Consider the following 21,356-nt stretch of genomic DNA (forward strand, 5'->3'; position numbering starts at 1 on the left):
GAAAATCATTTTCAGCCGCCTTTTTTGAGCCTGCCCCCGCTTTTGCCGGCTGCGCCATGAAAGCCCCTGCAAAGGGTGATAAGATCGTTTGCCTCACTAAAGATGAAACAACTGATTGATATGGCAGCCCGAACCCTGAGAATCGCCACTCGCAAGAGCCCATTGGCCCTGTGGCAGGCCAATTTCGTGAAAGATCGCCTCGAGGCGCTCTATCCCGATCTGCACGTCGAACTGGTGCCCATGAGCACCCAGGGGGACAAGATCCTGGATACACCCCTCGCCAAGGTGGGCGGCAAGGGCCTGTTCGTCAAGGAGCTGGAAACTGCCATGCTGGAGGGGCGCGCCGACATCGCCGTCCACTCCATGAAAGACGTGCCGGTGGAGTTCCCCGAGGGGCTCGGCCTGCACACCATCTGCGAGCGGGAAGACCCGCGCGATGCCTTCGTTTCCAACCATTTCAAGCAGATAGGCGATCTCCCCCAGGGTGCAGTGGTCGGCACCTCCAGCCTGCGCCGCCAGTGCCAGTTGCGGGCCGACCGCCCGGATCTGGTGATCCGTGACCTGCGTGGCAACGTCAACACCCGTCTCGCCAAGCTGGATGCCGGTGAGTACGACGCCATCATACTCGCCGCCGCCGGCCTGAAACGGCTGGAGATGAGCCATCGCATCACCGCCTTCATCGAACCGGAGCAGAGCCTGCCCGCCAACGGCCAGGGTGCCGTCGGCATCGAGTGCCGCGTCGACGATCACGAGTTGCACGCCCTGCTGGCACCGCTCGAACACGGCGAGACCCGGGTGCGGGTGCTGACAGAGCGTGCCATGAACCGCGCCCTGCAGGGGGGTTGTCAGGTGCCTATCGGTGCCTATGCCCTGGTACAAGGGGACGAGGTCTGGCTGCGTGGCCTGGTGGGCAGTCCGGATGGCAGCCGTATCATCCGTGACGAGATCCGCGGTCCCCTGGCGGACGGCGAGGCCCTCGGTCATGCCCTGGCCCAGCGCCTGCTGGCCGATGGCGCCGACGTCATCCTGGCCGAGGTGTACCACCCATGAAGGCAGGCCGGTCAGCCCTCCGGCCCCTGTCGATGAGGGGGATTGGATGATCCCGCTGGTGGTACGCCCGGCCGAGCAGGCTGTCGAGCTGGCGCAACTGCTGCGCCAGCAAGGCCACCACCCCCTCTGCTGCCCTCTGCTGGAAACCCGGCCGGGGGACGAGCTCTTCCGTCTGCCAGAATTGCTGTCCGTTTCGGACATCGTCATCGCCGTCAGCATGCATGCGATTCATTTCGCTCATCATTTTCTGTTGCAAACTGGTCTGACCTGGCCACATATTGAGTACTTTGCAGTTGGCCAGGCGAGTGCCGACGCCTTCGCCGAAGTGGGCATCCAGGCACTCTGTCCGGACGATCCCCGCAGCGAGGGGCTGCTGTTGCTGCCCACCCTGCAGGCGGTCGCCGGCAAGCGAGTGCTGATCCTGCGCGGCAATGGCGGGCGGGATCTCATCGCCAGTACACTGGCCTCACGCGGCGCACTGGTGCACTATTGTGCCACTTATGAGCGCCACTACCCCGAACTCGACGGGGACGCATTGACCCGCCATTGGCAGAGTGCCGGCCTCGACAGCCTGCTCATCACCAGTGGTGAACTGCTGCAGCGGCTGCTGGAACTGGTGCCAAGCCAGCAGCAGCCCTGGCTTTATGACCGCCTGCTGGTGGTACCCAGCCCCCGCGTGGCCGAGCAGGCCGAGGCGGCTGGCTTTACCCGTATCGTGATTGCCCAAGGTGCATCCAACCAGGCTCTGGTGGCCGCCCTGGAACTGAGGAAAATGGAATGACTGAACAACAAGAACCCGAGGTCAAATCCCAGCCGAGCAGTGCGGCCCCTGCGGCCAACGAGGTGGCAGGCAAGAAGCAGGGCCGCTCCGGCGCTCTCCTCGGCGGTGTCGCCATTTTGCTAGCCCTGGGGCTGACCGGCGGGCTCTATCTGCACGGCCACAAGAATGCCGTCACCCAGCAGGCGGAGATCGGTGCCCTCAAGCAGCAGCTGGCCGATGTCATGGGCAAGCTGGATCAGAGCAACAGCCAGGATGCCGAGCGGCTGGCTACCCTCGGCAAGAGCCAGCAGCAACTGCAGGAGGCGTTGGATGCCCTGCAGCACAAGGTTCTGGATCTGGATGACAAGCGTCCCAACGACTGGATGCTGGCCGAATCCGAATACCTGGTCCGCATGGCAGGGCGCAAGCTGTGGCTCGAACATGACCTCATCTCCGCCATCACCTTGCTCGGCAACGCCGACGAGCGGATCAAGGCCCTCAACGATCCCAGCCTGATGCCCATCCGCAAGGCGCTGGCGGAAGACATCGCCCAGCTCAAGGGCATGCCGCGGGTGGATCGCGAGGGGCTGACCCTGAAACTCGCCGCCCTCTCCGATCAGATCGAGCTGCTGCCCCTCTCCACCGTCAGCATGCCGGAAGCCAAGGCCGAGGCCGACCAGGCCGTCAGCACCAACCCGGACGAGTGGGAGAGCAATCTCAAGAAGAACTGGGTCAAGTTCACCGAGAACTTCATCACCATACGTCGCCGCGATGGCGCCGTGGAGGCCCTGCTTTCCCCCCAGCAGGAGATTTTCCTGCGGGAGAACCTCAAGACCAAGCTGCTGCAGGCCCAGCTCGCCGTCTATCGTGAGCAGCAGGCGCTCTACACCGACAGCCTGGACAAGGCCGAGCGCTGGCTGACCCAGTATTTCGACGTCGACAACAGCGCCACCCAGTACATGCAATCCGAGCTCGACAAGCTCAAGGGTGAGCAGATCCAGTTCGACTATCCGGATCAGTTCAAGACCCAGGCCATGCTGGAACAGGTGCTGACCGAGCGCCTGCAACGCATCCTGGCCGGCAACTGAGGAGAGCACCATGATCCGTCTTATCGTCATCGTCGCCGTCATGGTGGCGGGCCTCATCTTCGGCCCGCAGGCCTCCGGCAACAAGGGCTATGTGCTCATCTCCCTCGGCAACTACACGGTGGAGTCCTCGGTCACCAGCGCCGTCATCTTGGCGGTGCTGTTCTACGGCGCCCTGCTCATCGTCGAGTGGCTGCTGACCCGGGTATTCGGCCTGCGCCGCAAGACCCAGGGCTGGTTCGGTTCCCGACGCCGCCGCAAGGCAAACCTGCAGACCGTCAACGCCACCCTGGCCATGGCCGAGGGGCACTATAGCCAGGCCGAGAAGCTGCTGATCAAGGGGGCCGACAACAGCGACACCCCGCTGCTCAACTACCTGAGCGCCGCCAAGGTGGCCCAGGCCCGTGGGGATGACATTCGCCGGGATCACTACCTGCAGAAGGCCCAGGAGGAGAACCCCAAGGCCGAGCTGGCGCTGACCCTGATCCAGACCCAGTTGCAGATAGAGCAGGGGCAGTACGACAGCGCCCTCGGTCGCCTCGAGTCCGTCTATGCCCTCAATCCGCGCCATCCCATGGTGCTGGACCAGCTACGTCAGGTCTATCTGGCACGGCAGGACTGGGCGGCCTTGGTCGATCTCGCCCCCGCCCTGCGCAAGGTCGGTAAGCTGACCCCCCAGCAGGAGGAAGATCTGCTGCAACAGGCCTGGTGTGGCCGTCTCGAGGCCGCCGGGGATGCCCTCGACAACCTGCGCCCGGTCTGGCAGGAGCTACCCCGCAAGCTGCGCCAGGATCCCGCCCTGCTCGCCAGCTACGGGGATCGTCTGCGCCGGCTCGGTGCCGACAGCGAAGCGGCCGAGCTCTGGCTGGAGGCACTGCGCAAGCAACCCGCCGCCGAGCTGTTCGCCCGCCTGCCCAAACTCAAGCTGGATGACTACCAGCCCATGCTGACCCAGCTCAAGAAGATGCAGGATCAACCGGGCGCCGAAGCGGCACTGGCCCAGGTCTATCTGCTGGCCGGTCAGCTGGATGAGGCCCAGCGCCTGCTGGAGCAGGAGGTGGCCAAGGCGCCGAGCCCGGCCCTCTGCCACGCCCTCGGCCAGCTGATGGACAAGCGCCGGCTCACCAACAAGGCCAACGAGTACTATCGCCAGGCCCTGGAGCTGGCCGGGATCTGATCCCTAGCCATTGAGTCATCGAATGAAAAAGAGGCCGCATGATGCGGCCTCTTTCTATTGGTGTTGCTCCGGATGATGTTGCCACGCTTTTCTCCCTTCTCCCCTCGCGGGAGAAGGGCTCGGGATGAGGGGCGACAGGCAAGCATCCTCTTCCTGAGGGAGAGGGCCGGGCGTTCAGGCCGTCAGTCGCTCCAGCTCGCCGATCAGCCAGATGGCCTCCTGGCTGTGAGTGCCGCACACATCCGCCATGGGGCGAAAGCCGCTGCACACCGCCGGGCGTTCGGGCTGACCGAAGATCTTGCAGCCGAGCTCGGCATCGAGCTGGATGCAGGGGACGCCGGCCGGTTTGCCCTGGGGCATGCCGGGAATGGCGCTGCTGATGCTGGGGGCGATGCAGCAGGCACCGCAGCCCTGACGACATTCCATGTGATTCTTCCTCAGTAGGGCGAAGCAGTGTAGCAAGGAGTCGGATTTCTCCTAAGCCTTATCCCTGCCCGAAAGCACGGCGCCCTGCCGCAGGCAACAAAAAGCCCGACGGGTGTCGGGCTTTGGCGTTCCAATGACGGCATTGACGCATCACAAGATGATATCGCGCACCACACTGTCCTTGCGATCCAGGAAGTGGATCGACTCGATGCGGCGGCATGAGAGTACGCGACTTGCCGCCACTGCGCTCATCCCTCTTACAGGATGATATCCCGCACCACGCTGTCCTTGCGATCCAGGAAGTGGATCGACTTAATGCGACGGATGGTACGCGACTTGCCGCGGATCAGCAGGGTCTCTGTGGTCGCCATGACGCCGTCGCTGGTGATGCCTTCCAGCAGATCGCCCTTGGTGATACCGGTGGCCGAGAAGATGACATTGTCGTTCTTGGCCAGATCTTCCAGCTTGAGCACCTTGGTCACGTCGATGCCGAGGGCCTCGCAGCGGGCGATCTCCTGCTCGCCGAGGGCACGCACGTCCGGGCTGTCACCCTTGACCTGATGGCGCGGCACCAGGCGAGCCTGCATGTCGCCGTCCAGGGCGCGGATCACCGCCGCCGAGATGACTCCTTCCGGTGCGCCGCCGATGCCGTAGAGCATGTCCACTTCGCTGTCCGGCAGACAGGTCAGGATGGAGGCGGCCACGTCGCCGTCTGGGATGGCGAACACGCGCACGCCCAGTCCCTGCATCTCCTTGATCGCCTTGTCGTGGCGCGGCTTGGCCAGGGTGATCACGGTCAGGCGGGAGAGCGGCTTGCCGAGCGCCTTGGCCACGGCCTTGAGGTTCAGCTCCAGGGCCTGATCGAGGTCGATGGCGCCCTTGGCCTTGGGACCGACGATCAGCTTCTCCATGTACATGTCGGGGGCCTTGAGGAAGGAGCCCTTGTCGCCGACCGCCAACACCGCCAGGGCATTGGCCTGACCCATGGCGGTCATGCGGGTACCTTCGATGGGATCGACCGCGATATCCACCGCGTCGCCCAGACCCGTGCCCACCTTCTCGCCGATGTAGAGCATGGGAGCCTCGTCGATCTCCCCTTCGCCTATCACAATCTCACCGTCGATCTGGATCTGATTGAGGATGTGACGCATGGCCGCCACGGCCGCCCCATCGGCGATATTCTTGTCACCACGTCCGAGCCACTTGTAGCCAGCCAGAGCAGCCGCTTCCGTCACTCGGGAAAACTCGATTGCCAGTTCACGTCTCATCGCAATATCCAACCTTTGGAGCCCGAAAACGGGCGGCATTCTATCACAAGGGCAAACCTTTGCGCGTAAAAGTGGCGGATCGCCACATAAATCGCGGCTTTCATCGGAATGACACCAAACCGCAATCCCTTGTTCACGGCACGGTCACCCCGCTGTCATCTGCCGCTTCTAGCATGGCCCCGTCTTTTAAAACAGAAGCTTGCAACACAAGGGATTAAGATGAAAAAGCTGACAGTAGTCGCATTGGCGCTCACCGCGGCCTTCCAGGCTCAAGCCGTCGAAGTATACAAGAATGACAGCACCATGCTGGACATCTACGGCCGCATCTATGCCGGTCAATTCTTCGGAGAGAAGAAGGAACTGGATGCCAACGGCGACATCAAGAACGAATATAGCGACAAACAGGGTGCCAACCAGTTTGTTCGCCTGGGCGCCAAGGTAGAGAGCGCCATCAATCCTGGCCTCAAGGCCCTGGCCCAGTACGAGCTTCAGTTCTACATCAACGACAGCGAGAAGACCGTCAGCGAGAACTCCGACAACCTGCGCACCCGTCTGGCCTTCGCCGGGGTCGGCGCCGACTGGGGCAACGTGACCTTCGGTCGTCAGCAAGGCGCCCCCGGCATGCTGGCCAACTGGACCGACGTCTCCCTCTCCGATGGCTATGGCAACGACGCCCTCGGCGCCAAGACCGACACCTTCGCCACCAACCGCGCCGGCTCGGTGCTGAAGTACTCCGGCCTGTTCAACGGCTTCCAGGTCGATACCAGCTACAAGTTCGACGGTGGTGACACCGAAGAGACCACCAGCAAGGACAGCGATGCCGCCTACGGCGCCGCCGTCTCCTACACCTTCCCGTTCAACCTGGCGCTGGGCACGGCCTACAACGTGGGGATCCGCGACAAGAGCAACGAGGAAGACGCCAAGCTGTGGCTGCTCTCCGCCAAGTATGACAACAAGGCCGTCTACGCCGCCCTGAGCTACGCCGACGGCACCGACTTCCTCGCCACCGGCAAGGATCACACCGGCTGGGAAGCCGCCCTCGGTTACAACTTCGAGAACGGCATCGGCCTGATGGCCCTGTGGAACAAGCAGAAGGTCGAGCAGGACGGCAAGGCCGACTACGACTCCATCGACTACTACACCCTGGGTGCCCAGTACAAGTTCAACAAGAACCTGCGAGTCATCGGCGAGTACCGCATCAATAACCTGGACAGCCAGGATAGCGGCAAGCTGAACACCAAGGATGACTTCCAGCTGGCGGCCCGTTACGACTTCTAAGTCGGGCCTGACTTAAGCTGAACACCATAGAAAAACGGCGCGCAGAACCCTCTGCGCGCCGTTTCTATTCCCCTCTGATCTCAGAAGCTGTTCACGATCTGTCGCGAGAGGTCGTCAGCAAGGTGAAGAGCAGCGCAGGAACCGGAGTGTATGTGAATACATGAGCCTCTTTACCACACATAAGCGAGCAGCACATGAGCCTTGATCACGGCCTCGCAGCAAGATCATGAACAGGCTCTCAGCCCAGCGGCTTTTGCGCCGACACCAGCAGCAGCATGGGGCGCTCGGCCTCCTCCGCCAGCGCCGGGTTGGCAGCGATCTGCTCGGCCGTGGGGCCCCAATCCTCCACGTGACGGATCTCGAATCCCGCCGCGATCAGCGCATTGAGATAGGTACCCAGGGTGCGGTGATACTTGATCACCCCGTCCGCCAGCCAGTTGCTGACCCGCTTGCCCTCCGCCTGATAGCCGTTGATGGGCCAGGAGCGACGACCCTCCTCATCCACCAGCCAGCCTTGCGGCTGAGGGCAGGTGAAGATGGGATGCTCCACCGAGAACACAAAGCTGCCGCCCGCCCCCAGGGCGCCGTGGATCTGCGCGAACAGGGGGGCGACTTCCGGCAGGTAGTGCAGCGCCAAGGAGCTGTAGACCAGATCGAAGGACTCACCGGCCAGATCTAGTCGACTCAGATCCCCCTGCCGATAGTGGATCCCCGCATCCTGGGTCAGCTCAGCGGCGCGGGCCAGCATCCTGGCGGAGAGATCGATGCCGACCGTCTCGGCCGCTCCCTGCTCCCTGACGGCGCGGCAAAACCAACCATAGCCGCAACCCAGATCCAGCACCCGCTTGCCGCCAAGGGGCGGCAACATGGCCTGCAACGCAGGCCACTCAGGGGCGCCAGCCAGCCCCTGCTGGGAGCGAGGCAACTGGGCATAACCTTCAAAAAAGCCTGGGTTATCATAGATATTTTGTGACATCTCACTGTTTCCTCATGAACGTTACAGGCCCGCAAGTGCGGCGGCATGGCCCTCGATGAGCATACCAGCCTGCCGCTGCAGACAATAAAAAAGCAGAGAACCCGGGCGGGCCTCTGCTCTGTTTCGTACCCGCATCCAGGATGCGGGCCAACAAAAAAGGCCATAGACGAGGCAGCGTCTATGGCCTTGATTCATTCGCACGATCGCGACTCGGCGCCTGTGTCAGCACGGGCTCCGATAGGCAACGATGCGATGAATGAGTGGGAGGCTCAGGCCTCCCCGGGCTCCGGACAATGCTTCATCGTGCGCATCTGTTCGGAGTTCACTCGGGTCACTCGCTGATCCGAGGCATAAAGGGTCATCTGATTCACCGGGCCAAGGCTGGCCGTTGAGAGAATGGAGAAATTGGGCGTCACTCTAGGGGCTGATCGGCCCGATGACAAGCAGACTGTCTCGATTCTGCCAGGCGGCTCACGGCAGCGTCTTCTGCCAGAACATAGCCCGCCCCACCTCTGGGCTCAGCTCATAACCCGCAAAACCGCTGGCGCGATAGGCGGCCTGCGCCACCTTGTTGCCCTCCAGCACCTCCAGGGTCAGCTTGCAGCAACCGAGCTCCCGGGCCAGACGCTCCGCCTCCGCCAGCAGGCGCTTGCCGAGGCCACGCCCGCGATGGTCCGGGTGCACGGCGATGTCGTGAATGTTGAGCAGGGGCTGGCAGGCGAAGGTCGAGAAGCCTTCGAAACAGGTGGCCACCCCGGCGGGCTCGCCATCCACCCAGGCCAGCAACACATGGGCGTTCGCTCTCGCCGCCAGCGCCTTGGCCAGGTTCGCCTGTACCTCATCCGTGAGGGGACTGCCGCCCCCCATCTCGTCTTTCGCGTATTCGTTGAGCAGATAGACCAGCGCCTCGCCGTGCTGCCGGTTGTGAAGATCTGCCCTGATGATCTCGTCCATGTTTCTCTCCTCCGAGTCCCTGAGATGGGTGATGAGAGCCGATGGTAAACCAGCGCCTCGCCCTTACCAAGACTCGCCCGATACGCATAAACACCCTGATAGGCGCCATCTGGCGATCCAACTGGTCGTAGGTGTGGACTTTTTGCATCTTTGCCTTGCCAGCCAAATGAAAATAAATATCATTAGCGCCCTCCCAGTTCGGGAGCATTTTAATAATTACTAATAAATCAATAAGTTCAGGCCAACAGGTCGATTAGAAGAGTCACACGCAGATGCAGAACCCCAACCACCCGCGCGCCCTGCTGGGCGTCGCCTTGCTGTCCCTTTGCGCCAGCGCCCAGGCCGAGGACGAGACCCTCACCGTCGTCGGCAAACGCAGTCAACACGAAGAGGTCGCCACCGCGACCCGTACCGCCACCCCGGCCAAGCTGGTGCCCCAGACCATAGAGAGCGTGTCCGCCAGCGAGCTGACCGCCTACGGCCAACCGACCCTGAGCGAGGCCCTGAGCGGCATTCCCGGGGTCAACGCCAGCGGCGACACCCGCTTCGACGGCGTCAACATCCGTGGCTTCAACGCCAGCAACGACTTCTACCTGGATGGCCTGCGCGACGACATGCAGTACACCCGCGACCTTGGCAACATAGAGAGAGTCGAGGTGCTCAAGGGCCCGGCCGCCGTGCTCTACGGCCGTGGCAGCACGGGCGGCATCGTCAACCGGGTCAGCAAGAAGCCCCAGCGGGGCCAGGCCTCCAGCGTCACCGCCCGGGTCGGCAGCTTCGACAGCCAGCGCCTCGCCGCGGATCTCAATGCCGAGGCCGGCGAGCGGGTGCAACTGCGCCTCAACATGGCGCAGGAAGACAAGGAGAGCTTCCGCGACGGGGTGACCAGCAAGCGCACTCTGCTGGCTCCGTCCGCCAACTGGGAGATCACCGACAACCTGAACTGGCTGGTGCAGTACGAGCGCAACGGCAGCGATCGCACCCCGGATCGCGGCATTCCCGGCGTCAACGGCCGCCCCGCCGATGTACCCATCGAGAGCGTCTACAGCGACACCAGCCGCGACTACATAGATGACGTGGCCCAGTCCACCCGCTCCCAGCTGACCTGGGATCTGAACGAGCAATGGCAGCTGCGCCAGCAACTCGGCTATACCACCCTCGACAGCCAGTTCGACAACACCTATGTCACCAGCGTCAAGGGCGACCAGGTGACCCGCGCCCGCTGGCAACAGGATCTCAAGGCCAAGAGCCTGACCAGCAACACGGAAGCCGAAGGCCAGCTGCAGACCGGCCCCGTCGAGCACCGCCTGCTGGTCGGGCTGGAGCAGAGCTGGCAGGAGCGCACTCCCAAGCTGTACCAGAACGCCACCCCGATCCCGCCGGGCAACTTGTACGATCCGGGCTCACTGCCCACCTACAACGGTGCCATGAAGCTCTCCAGCGACGCCAACCACAAGGTGCGTGGCTACGGCCTCTATGTGCAGGATCAGCTCAGCCTGGGTGACTGGCACCTGCTCGGCGGCCTGCGCCGGGACGAGTTCACCGTCACCAGCCGCCGCAACGATCTCGACAAGGAGGAGACCCTCTCGGTCACCAGCCTGAGCCCGCGTCTGGGCCTGGTGTGGAACCCCATCGAGGAGCACGCCTTCTACACCTCCTACAGCAAGACCTTCACCCCGGTCGGCGGCGAGCTTATCGGCATCACCCCGGGGGACAAGAACAACAACCTGGATCCCCAGCACACCCGGCTGTATGAGGGTGGGGTGAAGAGCGACTGGCTGGATGGCAAGCTGGCCACCACCCTCTCCATCTACCGGTTGGAGATGTACAACAAGCGCAGCAAGGATCCGCTGGATCCCACCAAGGTGATCCTCACCGGCCTGCAACGCACCGACGGCATCGAGCTCAGCGCCCGTGCCCAGCTGACCGACGAGATCTACCTGCACGGCGGCGTCGCCATTCAGGACGCGGAGCAGGTCAAGGCGGATGCGGAATTGCAAGGCAAGCGACCGATGAACGTCTCCCGCGAGAACGGCCAGCTGTTCGCCGGCTACCAGAGCGGCCCGCAGGGCTGGTATGGGGAAACCGGGGTGACGGCGGTGGGGGATCGCTTCGCCGACAACGCCAACACTACTGTGCTGCCGGGCTACGCCCGCTATGACGCCCGCGCCGGTTACCGCTGGCAGCACTGGGATGCCCAGCTCAGCGTGGAGAACCTGACCGATCACGAGTACTACGTCAGCGCCACCAGCGCCTCCCAGATCATGCCGGGCAGCCCCCGTCAGCTGAACCTGACCGCGGCCTACCGCTTCTGATCCCCTCCTGACCAGACTGGCCGGCGCAAGCCGGCCAGATACGTATGAAAACCAAGAAACTTCCGCTCCACAACAACAAGTGGGTGCGCCGCATCCACGCCTGGGCCGGCTTTGCCACCCTGGCACTGATGCTGATCTACGGCCTCACCGGCCTCTGGCTGCAGCACAGGGCCGTGTTGCCCCTGCCCGGCCCCCATACCGACAAGCAGAGCGAGACCCTGGCGCTGACGACACCGCTGGCGGATCCCGCCGCGCTCACGACGCTCTTGCAACAACACTATGCCGACGGGCTGGCAGAGGCGCGCACCGCCATCACCCCACCCCAAACCCTGCCCACCCCGAACGGTACCCTCACCCTGCCCGCGCGCTGGGAGCTCAAGGGGGTCACCCTGAGCGAGAGCCTGGCCGCCAGCTATGTGGTCGGCACTCTTGAGGTGCGCATCGAGCGCCAACAGGCCAACTTCGCCGCCAGCCTCAACCGGCTGCACCGCGGCATGGGCACTGGGCTCTCTTGGCAACTGATGGGGGATCTCGCCGCCCTGGCGCTGCTGCTGCTCGCCCTCACCAGCTTGCTGATGTGGAACAAGCTGCACGGCCCGTCCCGCCGTGGTATAGCCTTGCTGCTGGGCGGTGCCCTCGCCACCCTGCTGATCGCCCTGCTCTAGACTCCAGCCCTGTTACCTGCACCGAAGCGGGATCTCCCTCTCAGAACCTGTTCACGATCTGCGACGAGAGGTCGTCAGCAAGGTAAAGAGCAGCGCAGGAACCGGAGTGTGTAAACACACATGAGGATTCCGAGCAGCGCATGAGCCTGGATCACGGTCTCGCAGTCAGAGCGTGACCAGGTTGCCACAGGGGGTAACGTTTTTTTCGGGGGAGGTAACAAAGGGTAACCGGGCGCAGGTCCGGGTCACAGTTGCGGCCACCACGGCTGGCGGGGGTCAGGCGCGGCTGTTAGGGTGCGGCCAGAACTCCAGATCCCGAGAGGAATCATGCGCATCGCCAGCATAGAGTGTGGGCGGGTACTGGCCATCCTGGCCGTGATGACCATTCACATCTCCCCCTTCAGCAATCCCTTCGATCCCGGCCTCTGGGGTGATCCCTTCTATCTCTGGCTCGGGGGCATCATCAACCAGCTGTGCCGCTTCGCCGTGCCCCTGTTCTTCCTGTGCGCCGGTTACTTCCTGCAACCCAGGCTGAACCAGGATCCCATGGGAGTGGCGCTGCGCTACTGCCGCCCCCTGCTGCTGCTCTGGCTGGGCTGGAGCCTCATCTACCTGCTGGTACCCTTCAACCCGCTGGCGGCGGTGCAGCAGGGTTATCTGCCGACCATGGCGGGTCAGTGGCAGATGCAGATTGGGGATCGCCTCAACGCCTGGTTGGTCGGCGGCATGATACATCTCTGGTTCCTGCCCGCCCTGATGCTGGCGGTACTGATCCTGGGGTTGTGCCAACGTATCGGGCTCCCCGGCCTGGCGCTGGTGATGGGCGCCCTGCTCTATCTGCTGGCCCTGCTCGGCGGCTCCTATGGCAAACCGCTGCTGGGCGGTGAATGGGCCCTGCTGACCCGCAACGGTCCCTTCTTCTCGCTGCTGTTTGTGGCCCTGGGCGCCTATCTCAAGGCTCGCGACTGGCGACCGGATACTGCTTCAAGTATTCGTCTGCTGGGGGTGGGCCTCGCCCTCTACGCCCTGGAGGCCTGGGGGCTGCTGCGCTTTGCCGAGGTGCCACTCAATCGTCACGACTTCCTGCTGGGCTCCATCCCCTGGGCCCTGGGTCTGTTCGGCCTGCTGCTGGCCAACCCCCATTGGGGCGAGGGAAGCTGGCTGGCGCGCCAGGCCCCCAAGGTGCTCGGCCTCTACTGCGTGCATATGATGCTGGTGGTCTGGCTGATGGTGTTCGGTCCGCAAGGCAAACACCTCTGGTGGGAACTGCTGAAGGTGCCGGCCCTGCTCGCCAGCTCCCTGCTGGCCTATCGACTGCTGGAGGTCATCCCGGCCAGCCGCTGGCTGCTGCGGGCTCGCTGAACGCACACTGGTAATGACAGCGATAGGAGCCGCGCCCAGTCGGGGCGGCTCAGCCGTACACCATCAGGCCAGTTGTGATGGGGGCGACAACTTGGCCCCCCATGAGGTGACGACGGAACGCCCCCTGCTACCATGCCCTCTTTATCATCAATCCAGGCGAGACCATCATGCAGATCCGCGCATTCACCCCTGCCGATACGGAGGCAGTCCTCACCATCTGGCTGGAGGCGTCCCTGCAGGCTCACCATTTCATTTCGCCAGCATACTGGCATACCAATTTGGACCCGATGCGGGAACGTTATCTGCCTGCCGCCGACAACTGGCTGCTCTGCCAGGATGCTGTCGTTCTGGGCTTCTACTCCCTGTACGAAGAAAATCTGGCAGCCATCTTTGTCGCGCCAGGAAAGCAGGGGCGCGGCCATGGCAAGGCCCTGCTCGCTCACGCGAAACAGCAGCGACAGCACCTTCGGCTGCGGGTGTATCAGCAAAACAGGGCCAGTTGCGACTTCTATCTCTCTCAGGGTTTCCAGATCGAGGAGGAAGGGTTGGACAGTGATACAAACAGTCCTGAGTGGCGCATGCGCTGGTCGGCAAAAGGCTAGCACTGCCCTGAGGATCGCAGGGGAGACTCACTCGCCGAGATCACTGCGTGCCAACAGCTCACCGTGGATCAGGGCAAAGTCATGCATCTGTTGCAGCAAGGGGATAAGGGTGGTACCGAGCGGACTCAGGGCGTATTCCACTCTGGGTGGCACCTCGGGGTAGAGGGTACGACGGATGACCCCATCGGCCTCCAGCTCCTTGAGCTGGGCGGTGAGCACCTTCTGGCTCACATCCGGCAGGCAGCGACGCAAGTCCCCGAAACGCAGGGTCTGCTCGCGCAGATGAAACAGGATGGCGGGCTTCCACTTGCCGGTCAGCAGGCGCAGCACCTCGTAGGCGGGACAAAGGGCAGAGGTCACGGCAAGTCTCATGAGTGGTTACTTTGGGGTAACTATGCCACGAAAAGGTGCCTTCTTGCAGTCAAGATGCCGGCTTCTTATGATGTGGACTCAGCCATTCCAGCCCACCGAGAGGTCGACCATGCCCAGCCTGCTGCAGATCCATTTCAACTTCCCCCGCGAGATGATGGGGCCGGCCCTGACCGAGGCGGCGCTGCCGCTGGCCGAATCCATCACCCGGGAGCCCGGCTTCATTTCCAAGATTTGGACCGAGAACCCGAGCACAGGAGAGGCCGGCGGCATCTATCTGTTCGAGGATGAGGAGAGCGCCCTCGCTTACGCGACCATGCACGAGCAGCGGGTGCTCGCCATGGGTGCGAGCGACGTGCAATACAAGCTGTTCAAGGTCAACGAGCCCCTGAGCCGGATCACTCGCGGTATCCCCTGATTTCGTCAGCCAGCTTCAGTTGGTAATAAGTATCTTGCTGCCAGACGAAGCCCAGCCGCCGAAACAACCGCTGGCTGGGCAGGTTTTCCGGCGCTATATCCGCCTGCAGCGTGGTCAGGCCCAGCTCCCGCGCAAACCCCATCAGGGCGCCCAGCGCCTCCCCCATCAGCCCTTGCCCCCAATGGTGCCGGGCCAGCATGCAACCCACTTCGGCCTGGTGAAGATCCCCCTCGAAGCTGTGCAGGCCGCATGTGCCGACCAGGCGCTTGCTGCCCAGCGCCACCAACCCCCACTCCAGAGACTCCCCGGCTGCCAGCAGGCACTCGACGCTCGCCAGCATCTGCGCCACGGTAGCGAGTTCGGGAAAAGGCGGCTCCCCGACGAAGCGCATCACGGCAGGATCCCCGTAGATGGCGAACAGATCTGCGCTGTCTTGCCCATTGAGCGGGCGCAGCAACAGCCGCGGGGTCAGCAGAAGAGGTAACTCGCAGGGTAATGGTTGCAGCAAATTCAGCGCCTTGAAGGTGTGGGAACGTCTCCCATCATGGGGCTCAGAACCTCAGGGTCAATCCTACATTGGCCTGCCACTGGGTGACCAGATCCCCCCGCACCCGAAAGGCGCACACCTCTGGGTTGCAGAGAAAATTCGTGTCCTCGTTGAGCAAGGAGCCGTAGCCGCGCACCTCGGCCCGCAGCGCCAGCATCCTGGTCAGGCGTGGCTGCACCCCGAGCGCCAGGGACATGGAGGGGGCCGTCTCGCTGCCGTAGGCATCGAAGTGGGTCACCCCGATCCCGGCGCCTATGTAGGGGGCCATGATGTTGTCCGACAGGGTCAGGGCACCGGCGAAGTGCAGGGTATCCACCGTCAGTCGATCCGGCTGATCCGGTGACATTGGGGTGGACTGATGGCTGTAGAGCAGCTCTATCATGCCGGGACCGTCCACCTCCTTGCTGATGAAGAAGCCCCAGTTGGCCGAGCTCTCCCCTTGCAAGGAGTCCAGGCTGGTCGACACCGGCGCCGGGGCCGGCTCGTCCGCCTTGTCAAAGTCGATGGCCGAGCTGTAACCCATGAAGGGAGTCAGCTGCCAACTGAGATCCCCATCCTCGGCCGCCCAGCTCTGACCCAGCGGCAACAGCAGCCCCATCACCATCATTCCCGCTCTTGTCACGGCCCTCTCCCTGCTCGTCAGTTGATTGCAACTCGTTGTGCCAAAAGCATATCAGAGCCCTTCGCTTCCCATCCTAAATAGGGGCTGTATCGCACCGATTTGGTGGCAGGCAAGGGGCGTGGTCCCGAGCACCCATAAAGATCCATCCGGTTTACGCCATTCATCTGGGATTAACCTCCACCCCGTAAGCTAGCGGCGCCACAGAGGTGGCATTCACAGACGAGGATTTCAGGAATGGTTGCCGCGCAACTCAACGACCCACAGAACAAGCTGTCCGATACCTTGCGGACCACGGCCCATGCCATCGAAGAGAGCCACATCAGCCTGCGGGAGATGCTGACCCTGGTGGGCGAGCAGGGCATGCTGCTGTTTTGCGTGCTGCTCACCGTGCCCTTCCTGCTGCCCGTCTCCATCCCGGGCGTCAGCACCCCGTTTGGCCTGCTGATCCTGTTTATCGGCATCGGCATCACCCTCAACCGGGTGCCCTGGCTGCCCAGCATACTGATGGAGCGCCGCTTCGCCGCCGAGCAGCTCAAGCCAACCCTGCACAAGGGGGCCGATCTGCTGGCCCGCATCGATCGCTTCATCCGCCCGCGCCTGCTGCTGCTGACCGGCAGCACCACCATCAATCGCTGCAACGGCCTGCTGATCATGCTGGCGGCCATGTTGCTGATGCTGCCCCTCGGCGCCATTCCCTTCACCAACGCCATGCCCGCCTGGGCCATCCTGCTGCTGGCCATCGGCATGCTGCAGCGAGACGGCCTCTTCGTCGCCGCCGGCTACGCCCTGGTGAGCGCCACCGTCGTCTGGTTCAGCGTGCTGGCCCTGGGGCTGCTGATGGCGGGCCAGAACGTCTCGACCCTGTTCAGCTAAAGCGAACTCGGCCAAGGCCGGGAGAAACGACAAGGGCGACCCTGGGGTCGCCCTTGTTCGTTGGAACGCCTTGCCGTTCAGGGATCGGAGTCGTGGGCCACCCGGTTGCGCCCGCCCCGCTTGGCCCGGTAGAGCCACTCATCCGCCCGCGCCAGCACGGCGCTGACCGTCTCCCCAGGGCGCACCAGGGTCGTGCCCAGGCTCACCGTGATGGGGGCCGGATCCGGTGCCATGGCCGCCACCGCGACGCGGATGCGCTCGGCCACCTTCAACAGGATCTGCTCGTCGATCTGCGGCAGCAGGATCAGAAACTCCTCGCCGCCGCTGCGCACGAACATGTCCTCGGCCCGCAGCTGGGCGGCCACGCACTCGCTGAAGCTGCACAACACCCGGTCCCCGGTCTGATGACCGAAGCGATCGTTGATCTGCTTGAAGTGATCGATATCCAGCATGATGAGGCCGGTGCGCCCCTCCCCCTGCAACTTGTGGTGATAGTGCTCGAAGAAGAAGTGCCGGTTGTAGAGGCCGGTGAGCTGATCCGTCTCGCCGAGCCGCTTGAGCCGCTGCTGCAGTTCGTACTGGCGGGTGATGTTGCGGGTCATCCAGGCCACCGCCCGCTTGCCCTCGTACAGGGATGGCAGCGGCGCTATCTTGCCCTCGAAGCGCTGCATCCCCTGGGGGCCCGCATCGGCGTTGATGCCCTCCACCTCGGCCGGGGAGAGGTCGTACTCCACCACCTGCACCTCGCCAGTGGCGAAGGAGCGAGCCACCTGCTCCAGCACCCACTGCGCCTTGTCGATGGGCAGAATATCCAGCAATCGCTTGCCGATCAGCGGGTTACCGTCCTGATAGGACTGCTGCTCCACCCCGCCGATGTATTCCACGTAGTAGCCATCCTCGCTGAGGATGAAGACGGGATCGGGCAGTTGGGTCATCACTTCATAGAGTTGTGCCACCGAGAGTGTCATCTGTGTTCCTTTCACTACGCGGTCGAGCGACCCAGTGTTGTTTGTTATACACGACCCGTTAAGTATCGCACACGGTCCCACCGCCCGTATGGCGGGCCCCCGAGTGCGACATGCCGCCGTTGTCAGGGCGACCGACGGGGAAAGAGGGGTAATATGCCGATTGCTTGTCGCCAGCCGGCTCACCGCCAAGATCCCTGGTGGCAAGCGATATGGCGGGCGAGGCAGTGACTTATGACAGGTCAGTTCCGCTCGGCATCGATACTAAGTCAGCACATGGCTATCGAATAGTGATTAATATCAACAAATGCATCATCTGCAGATTTATGCACTTAAAAACTGGAGGGCGGTGGGGTTGAGGCGAGAGGGTCAGGATATTGCGCTGCCAACAAGGCGGGAGTCCAAGGCCGGCGGCGCGACCTCCCCAGCCCGCCATCTAGCCCCGGGAGTGAAAACAAAAAAGCCATCGGGCAGGGCGCGATGGCTTTTCGGGAAGGTGTTGGGAGAGGCCTTAGCGATTGGCGGAGCGGCTCCCGTTCCACAGCAGCTCGCCGCTTTTCAGGTCCATCAGGCTCATGGCGAGGCTGTAACGGCTCCCCTCTGAGACCAGATCCCCGTACAACATGTAGTTGGCCCCGGTCTGGCGACCCAGACGCACCAGGGACGCCGGGTTCATGCCCCCCTGCTGATATTCGAGCTGGCCGGTGATGGCCGCAACCTGACCTGGGTCGGCGAAGCTGAAGCCGCCGTGCTGCTGGATGCGCTGGCTCATGGCCACCGCCATGGGCTGGGTGCTGAACGGCTCGCCAGTGCCGTTGCGCGGCGGGGTCAGCAGCAGCACAGGGTTGCTGCCTGCCAGCGCCTTTACTTCCGGGGCCTTCAAGAAGGCATCCGCCATGGCCAGCGCCAGGCCGGTCGGCGCCTCGGGTTTGGGGGCTGGTTTCACCACCTCGGGCTCGGTCACCGGTTTCTCCGGCTGGGTCACCGGCTGCTGTGGTTCCGACACCGGCGCCTGAGTGCCACCATAGGGATTGACCGCACAACCGCCCAGCACCAGGGCACCCAACACCAACAAGGAACGCAGCTTCATCTTTTCTCTCCACCAAAGTCCGTAACCGGACAGCGCCAACAATCCATCATGACGGAGCCCGGCTCCGCGCCCCTCCATGCTAGAGAAAAACCGGCCCAAGAGCGAGGCAGCTTGCCCGCCAAGCGACAGGGATTGGCCCAATCAACCTGTCATCTCCACAGGCAGCACAGTGAGAGACGGCCGACAACCACCCGTTCTCCACCTTGACCATCTGCCGTTGCCGGGTGATGCTGCTCACTCTTCATTTGGAGCTAATTATCATGCAACTGACCCTACCCCAACCCCCACAGAGCGATGATCTGGATGCCCTGCGCTCCGGCCTCTCCGGCTACAACCTCGCCATGGTGGGATCCCATCAAAGAGAGCAGATCGCCAGCTTTATCAAGGACGAGGAGGGCAAGGTATTAGGGGGCATCCTCGCCGACATCAAGTGGGGCTGGCTGCACGTGGACTGGCTCTGGATAGACGAAAGCATCCGCCGCGACGGCTGGGGCGGCCGTCTGCTTGGCGCCATGGAGCAATACGCCCAGAGCAAGGGCATCACCAATTTTCACCTCGAAACCACCAGCTTCCAGGCCTTGCCCTTCTATCAAAAACAGGGCTATTCCGTCTTCGGCGAACTGCCCGATATGCCGCCGGGGCATGTCAGTTACTTTCTCAAAAAGCAGGGCAGCCAATGACATTCCAGCCCCTTGCCAACGCCAAGATCCTGATCCGACCCTTCGAGCCGGGCGATGCCGATGAGTTTGTCCGCGCGGCGCACGAATCCATCAACACGGTCGGCACCTGGATGAGCTGGTGCACTCCCTCGTTCAACCGGGAGCAGGCGCTAGGGTGGTTTGCCACCTGCGATCAGGATCGTGAGGCGGGGCGCGCCTACGATATGGGGATCTTCTGCGCCGCCACCGGTCAACTATTGGGTGGCGCCGGTATCAACCAGCTGGCCCCCCATCATCGCTACGGCAATATCGGCTATTGGGTAAGGCAATCCCGGCAAGGCAAAGGCATAGCCCGACAGGCGGTCGCCCTGCTACGTGATTTCGGCTTTACGCAGTTGGGGCTATTTCGGTTGGAGATCGTGATGGGAGTTGGCAACGCGGCCAGCGAAGCCGTCGCCATCGCCGCCGGGGCTACCTTCGAATGCCGGGCCAGAAACCGCATCTTTCTTCATGGACAGCCCCTTTATGCGCATGTCTACGCCCTTGTTCCCTCAGACTGATTTCTGCAGCAGGCGAATTGAAAGAATCCACATGAACCCCTCCATTTTGGTACATTCACCTTTTGCTGGCATATCTGAAGTTTATAGCAACCGTCTTCCCCTGAACCTTTTCGCCCACGACTCAGTCGTCAAAAATCCTAGCCTCCTGAATTTTATCAGACTGGAGCAGTTTATGTTCATAAGAATCATCTCTGATGGTAACATCAGATGATAAATGGTGTGGTTACATTGTTATGTGAGGAACATTATTTTGAGCATACATAAGGAAAGCATCAAAGCATTTAAGTCTGTCGCAACATCCAGCCAAAATCTGATAGTAAAAACATATTGTGGAATGGTTTCGATAGAATTGGTTTTAAAAAGCACAACCGGATTGAAAAACCACGATATTCCTGCGGCCTTAAAGAAATTCTCTCTTAAGTACGCAACAGGTTTGAAAAGTGGCTGTCAAATTAAAATTAATGCATTAGCCACACAACTTTCGAATGCATTACATGAAATAACTGTTCAAGGAACTGACGGGCAGGCAAAGTCCACGCCAAGTGACTCATACCCTAACATAAGATATATACGGCATAGTTCAGATGGGTGGCCCTCCCCTGTAACAGAGGTAGATAAAATTGAAAATTTATCACTATTAGTTGAAGAAACAAGAAAATATCTTTCTGATAAGTTTCAACAGGACTGCTAATAAAATGACAATATCAGATATAATTTCAAAAATTAATGTTATAGATAAATCAAATATAAATATTGATTTTCATTACTCACATCCAACCCTTTATTTTTTCGTTATATCAAATGCGTTTATATCATTACAAAATGAAGCTAGGCTTTCCCTTTTAGCAAGGGAAATGGGAATATCTTCTGATGATTTCCAGCCAATCATATCGAACCCGGCAATAGAATTTAAATTATTAACTGACTTTGAACGAACAGATGAATACGGTTTCCTTAATGGTATTAGCCATAATACAAGTTGGTTAAATGCATTCAATCCTCTTGGATTAAATGACATGCCTTACCAAAATGGGCAGGCTAACATTAATAACCCTAAAGTCATCCATTTTTATGGGTATAAGGGTGGTCAGGGTCGCTCGACAGTCCTATTGGCGCTGGCAAAAAACTTGTCAAATGCAGGGTATCGAGTCTTGTTGGTTGATGCTGATATAGAAGCACCATCACTTGATGCTATGTTAAATGCTGCGTCACTAGATATTCACTCAACCCTCATGGGATTAGTTGGAAATACTTCTAACTTTAATCCATTAGAGAATGGTTTATGTAGGTTCACCCAATGCTGGGTATATTGATTTAGTAACAGCAAGGCCATCT

Annotated in this window: 24 protein-coding genes; 15 read left to right on the top strand and 9 right to left on the bottom strand. The window is 61.5% G+C overall.

Going from position 1 to position 21,356, the window contains the following annotated elements; translation table 11 throughout:
- The first annotated feature begins 120 nt into the window (after positions 1-120).
- From hemC to ACT5M9_RS10005, 4 genes are read left to right on the top strand one after another with little or no spacing between them, the layout of a single operon-like run.
- Positions 121-1,050 carry a hydroxymethylbilane synthase gene (hemC, locus tag ACT5M9_RS09990; protein ID WP_457981788.1) on the top strand — a complete coding sequence of 310 codons (930 nt, stop codon included), beginning with the start codon at positions 121-123 and terminating at the stop codon, positions 1,048-1,050.
- Positions 1,051-1,096: 46 nt separating this feature from the next.
- Positions 1,097-1,831 (top strand): uroporphyrinogen-III synthase, encoded by a 735-nt coding sequence (locus tag ACT5M9_RS09995; protein WP_457981787.1) that lies wholly within the window; start codon positions 1,097-1,099, stop codon positions 1,829-1,831.
- Positions 1,828-2,898, top strand: coding sequence for a uroporphyrinogen-III C-methyltransferase (locus tag ACT5M9_RS10000; RefSeq protein WP_457981786.1), 1,071 nt, complete (start codon positions 1,828-1,830; stop codon positions 2,896-2,898). The genes ACT5M9_RS09995 and ACT5M9_RS10000 overlap by 4 nt, the downstream gene beginning before the upstream one ends.
- A 10-nt stretch (positions 2,899-2,908) precedes the next feature.
- Positions 2,909-4,072: a heme biosynthesis HemY N-terminal domain-containing protein gene (locus ACT5M9_RS10005; RefSeq protein ID WP_457981785.1), complete on the top strand. Its 1,164-nt coding sequence runs from the start codon at positions 2,909-2,911 to the stop codon at positions 4,070-4,072.
- 174 nt (positions 4,073-4,246) lie between these two features.
- Here ACT5M9_RS10005 and ACT5M9_RS10010 read toward each other — a convergent pair whose 3' ends face one another.
- Positions 4,247-4,498 (bottom strand): YkgJ family cysteine cluster protein, encoded by a 252-nt coding sequence (locus ACT5M9_RS10010; RefSeq protein WP_457981784.1) that lies wholly within the window; start codon positions 4,496-4,498, stop codon positions 4,247-4,249.
- A 257-nt stretch (positions 4,499-4,755) separates the two neighbouring features.
- Positions 4,756-5,766 (bottom strand): class II fructose-bisphosphatase, encoded by a 1,011-nt coding sequence (gene glpX, locus ACT5M9_RS10015; RefSeq protein ID WP_457981783.1) that lies wholly within the window; start codon positions 5,764-5,766, stop codon positions 4,756-4,758.
- A 219-nt stretch (positions 5,767-5,985) separates the two neighbouring features.
- Here glpX and ACT5M9_RS10020 point away from each other — a divergent pair, with 219 nt between their 5' ends.
- Positions 5,986-7,044 (top strand): porin, encoded by a 1,059-nt coding sequence (locus ACT5M9_RS10020; protein ID WP_457981782.1) that lies wholly within the window; start codon positions 5,986-5,988, stop codon positions 7,042-7,044.
- Positions 7,045-7,282: 238 nt separating this feature from the next.
- Here the strand turns inward: ACT5M9_RS10020 and ACT5M9_RS10025 are convergent, their stop codons facing one another.
- Positions 7,283-8,020 carry a class I SAM-dependent methyltransferase gene (locus ACT5M9_RS10025; RefSeq protein WP_457981781.1) on the bottom strand — a complete coding sequence of 246 codons (738 nt, stop codon included), beginning with the start codon at positions 8,018-8,020 and terminating at the stop codon, positions 7,283-7,285.
- Positions 8,021-8,491: 471 nt separating this feature from the next.
- Positions 8,492-8,974, bottom strand: a complete 483-nt coding sequence (locus tag ACT5M9_RS10030) for a GNAT family N-acetyltransferase (RefSeq protein ID WP_457981780.1) — start codon at positions 8,972-8,974, stop codon at positions 8,492-8,494.
- A 272-nt stretch (positions 8,975-9,246) separates the two neighbouring features.
- Here ACT5M9_RS10030 and ACT5M9_RS10035 point away from each other — a divergent pair, with 272 nt between their 5' ends.
- From ACT5M9_RS10035 to ACT5M9_RS10050, 4 genes are all read left to right on the top strand, one after another.
- Positions 9,247-11,289, top strand: a complete 2,043-nt coding sequence (locus ACT5M9_RS10035) for a TonB-dependent receptor (protein WP_457981779.1) — start codon at positions 9,247-9,249, stop codon at positions 11,287-11,289.
- Positions 11,290-11,333: 44 nt separating this feature from the next.
- Positions 11,334-11,954 (top strand): PepSY-associated TM helix domain-containing protein, encoded by a 621-nt coding sequence (locus ACT5M9_RS10040; protein WP_457981778.1) that lies wholly within the window; start codon positions 11,334-11,336, stop codon positions 11,952-11,954.
- A gap of 327 nt (positions 11,955-12,281) precedes the next feature.
- Positions 12,282-13,316, top strand: coding sequence for an acyltransferase (locus tag ACT5M9_RS10045; RefSeq protein ID WP_457981777.1), 1,035 nt, complete (start codon positions 12,282-12,284; stop codon positions 13,314-13,316).
- Positions 13,317-13,483: 167 nt separating this feature from the next.
- A complete protein-coding gene (locus tag ACT5M9_RS10050) occupies positions 13,484-13,918 on the top strand; it encodes an N-acetyltransferase (RefSeq protein WP_457981776.1) in 435 nt (144 codons plus the stop codon).
- 27 nt (positions 13,919-13,945) lie between these two features.
- Here the strand turns inward: ACT5M9_RS10050 and ACT5M9_RS10055 are convergent, their stop codons facing one another.
- Positions 13,946-14,278: a winged helix-turn-helix transcriptional regulator gene (locus ACT5M9_RS10055; protein ID WP_457981775.1), complete on the bottom strand. Its 333-nt coding sequence runs from the start codon at positions 14,276-14,278 to the stop codon at positions 13,946-13,948.
- 121 nt (positions 14,279-14,399) lie between these two features.
- On the opposite strand from ACT5M9_RS10055, the gene ACT5M9_RS10060 reads away from it, so the two are divergent.
- Positions 14,400-14,705 carry a monooxygenase gene (locus ACT5M9_RS10060; RefSeq protein ID WP_457981774.1) on the top strand — a complete coding sequence of 102 codons (306 nt, stop codon included), beginning with the start codon at positions 14,400-14,402 and terminating at the stop codon, positions 14,703-14,705.
- Here ACT5M9_RS10060 and ACT5M9_RS10065 read toward each other — a convergent pair.
- Entirely contained in the window at positions 14,686-15,210 is a 525-nt protein-coding gene (locus ACT5M9_RS10065) for a GNAT family N-acetyltransferase (RefSeq protein WP_457982032.1), read from the bottom strand. The genes ACT5M9_RS10060 and ACT5M9_RS10065 overlap by 20 nt on opposite strands.
- A gap of 46 nt (positions 15,211-15,256) precedes the next feature.
- Positions 15,257-15,874: an outer membrane beta-barrel protein gene (locus ACT5M9_RS10070; protein ID WP_457981773.1), complete on the bottom strand. Its 618-nt coding sequence runs from the start codon at positions 15,872-15,874 to the stop codon at positions 15,257-15,259.
- A gap of 234 nt (positions 15,875-16,108) precedes the next feature.
- Here ACT5M9_RS10070 and ACT5M9_RS10075 point away from each other — a divergent pair, with 234 nt between their 5' ends.
- On the top strand, positions 16,109-16,747 hold the full coding sequence (locus ACT5M9_RS10075) for an exopolysaccharide biosynthesis protein (protein WP_332504606.1): 639 nt from the start codon (positions 16,109-16,111) through the stop codon (positions 16,745-16,747).
- Between the two features lie 77 nt (positions 16,748-16,824).
- Here the strand turns inward: ACT5M9_RS10075 and ACT5M9_RS10080 are convergent, their stop codons facing one another.
- Together ACT5M9_RS10080 and ACT5M9_RS10085 are read right to left on the bottom strand one after the other, a co-directional pair.
- Complete coding sequence (locus tag ACT5M9_RS10080; RefSeq protein WP_457981772.1) at positions 16,825-17,715, bottom strand: sensor domain-containing diguanylate cyclase; 891 nt, start codon at positions 17,713-17,715, stop codon at positions 16,825-16,827.
- A gap of 508 nt (positions 17,716-18,223) precedes the next feature.
- The gene (locus ACT5M9_RS10085) at positions 18,224-18,802 is read right to left on the bottom strand and encodes an LpoB-related protein (RefSeq protein ID WP_457981771.1); all 579 of its coding nucleotides are present in this window, start codon (positions 18,800-18,802) and stop codon (positions 18,224-18,226) included.
- A 260-nt stretch (positions 18,803-19,062) separates the two neighbouring features.
- Between ACT5M9_RS10085 and ACT5M9_RS10090 the strand changes: the two genes are divergently transcribed.
- The 4 genes from ACT5M9_RS10090 to ACT5M9_RS10105 all read left to right on the top strand — a co-directional run bounded on the left by ACT5M9_RS10090 (position 19,063) and on the right by ACT5M9_RS10105 (position 21,334).
- Positions 19,063-19,482 (top strand): GNAT family N-acetyltransferase, encoded by a 420-nt coding sequence (locus ACT5M9_RS10090; RefSeq protein WP_457981770.1) that lies wholly within the window; start codon positions 19,063-19,065, stop codon positions 19,480-19,482.
- Positions 19,479-20,021, top strand: coding sequence for a GNAT family N-acetyltransferase (locus ACT5M9_RS10095; protein ID WP_457981769.1), 543 nt, complete (start codon positions 19,479-19,481; stop codon positions 20,019-20,021). Before ACT5M9_RS10090 ends, ACT5M9_RS10095 begins: the two co-directional genes overlap by 4 nt.
- Before the next feature lie 250 nt (positions 20,022-20,271).
- A complete protein-coding gene (locus tag ACT5M9_RS10100; protein ID WP_457981768.1) occupies positions 20,272-20,712 on the top strand; it encodes a hypothetical protein in 441 nt (146 codons plus the stop codon).
- Between the two features lie 4 nt (positions 20,713-20,716).
- Entirely contained in the window at positions 20,717-21,334 is a 618-nt protein-coding gene (locus tag ACT5M9_RS10105; protein ID WP_457981767.1) for a P-loop NTPase, read from the top strand.
- Positions 21,335-21,356: the final 22 nt, after the last annotated feature.

The organism is Aeromonas sp. AE23HZ002T15 (genome assembly GCF_054165525.2).

Bases quoted from the DNA above. Each gene is read 5' to 3' on its own strand.
- hemC (WP_457981788.1), top strand. From the start codon at position 121: ATGGCAGCCCGAACCCTGAGAATCGCCACTCGCAAGAGCCCATTGGCC.
- ACT5M9_RS09995 (WP_457981787.1), top strand. From the start codon at position 1,097: ATGATCCCGCTGGTGGTACGCCCGGCCGAGCAGGCTGTCGAGCTGGCG.
- ACT5M9_RS10000 (WP_457981786.1), top strand. From the start codon at position 1,828: ATGACTGAACAACAAGAACCCGAGGTCAAATCCCAGCCGAGCAGTGCG.
- ACT5M9_RS10005 (WP_457981785.1), top strand. From the start codon at position 2,909: ATGATCCGTCTTATCGTCATCGTCGCCGTCATGGTGGCGGGCCTCATC.
- ACT5M9_RS10010 (WP_457981784.1), bottom strand. From the start codon at position 4,498: ATGGAATGTCGTCAGGGCTGCGGTGCCTGCTGCATCGCCCCCAGCATC.
- glpX (WP_457981783.1), bottom strand. From the start codon at position 5,766: ATGAGACGTGAACTGGCAATCGAGTTTTCCCGAGTGACGGAAGCGGCT.
- ACT5M9_RS10020 (WP_457981782.1), top strand. From the start codon at position 5,986: ATGAAAAAGCTGACAGTAGTCGCATTGGCGCTCACCGCGGCCTTCCAG.
- ACT5M9_RS10025 (WP_457981781.1), bottom strand. From the start codon at position 8,020: ATGTCACAAAATATCTATGATAACCCAGGCTTTTTTGAAGGTTATGCC.
- ACT5M9_RS10030 (WP_457981780.1), bottom strand. From the start codon at position 8,974: ATGGACGAGATCATCAGGGCAGATCTTCACAACCGGCAGCACGGCGAG.
- ACT5M9_RS10035 (WP_457981779.1), top strand. From the start codon at position 9,247: ATGCAGAACCCCAACCACCCGCGCGCCCTGCTGGGCGTCGCCTTGCTG.
- ACT5M9_RS10040 (WP_457981778.1), top strand. From the start codon at position 11,334: ATGAAAACCAAGAAACTTCCGCTCCACAACAACAAGTGGGTGCGCCGC.
- ACT5M9_RS10045 (WP_457981777.1), top strand. From the start codon at position 12,282: ATGCGCATCGCCAGCATAGAGTGTGGGCGGGTACTGGCCATCCTGGCC.
- ACT5M9_RS10050 (WP_457981776.1), top strand. From the start codon at position 13,484: ATGCAGATCCGCGCATTCACCCCTGCCGATACGGAGGCAGTCCTCACC.
- ACT5M9_RS10060 (WP_457981774.1), top strand. From the start codon at position 14,400: ATGCCCAGCCTGCTGCAGATCCATTTCAACTTCCCCCGCGAGATGATG.
- ACT5M9_RS10075 (WP_332504606.1), top strand. From the start codon at position 16,109: ATGGTTGCCGCGCAACTCAACGACCCACAGAACAAGCTGTCCGATACC.
- ACT5M9_RS10080 (WP_457981772.1), bottom strand. From the start codon at position 17,715: ATGACACTCTCGGTGGCACAACTCTATGAAGTGATGACCCAACTGCCC.
- ACT5M9_RS10085 (WP_457981771.1), bottom strand. From the start codon at position 18,802: ATGAAGCTGCGTTCCTTGTTGGTGTTGGGTGCCCTGGTGCTGGGCGGT.
- ACT5M9_RS10090 (WP_457981770.1), top strand. From the start codon at position 19,063: ATGCAACTGACCCTACCCCAACCCCCACAGAGCGATGATCTGGATGCC.
- ACT5M9_RS10095 (WP_457981769.1), top strand. From the start codon at position 19,479: ATGACATTCCAGCCCCTTGCCAACGCCAAGATCCTGATCCGACCCTTC.
- ACT5M9_RS10105 (WP_457981767.1), top strand. From the start codon at position 20,717: ATGACAATATCAGATATAATTTCAAAAATTAATGTTATAGATAAATCA.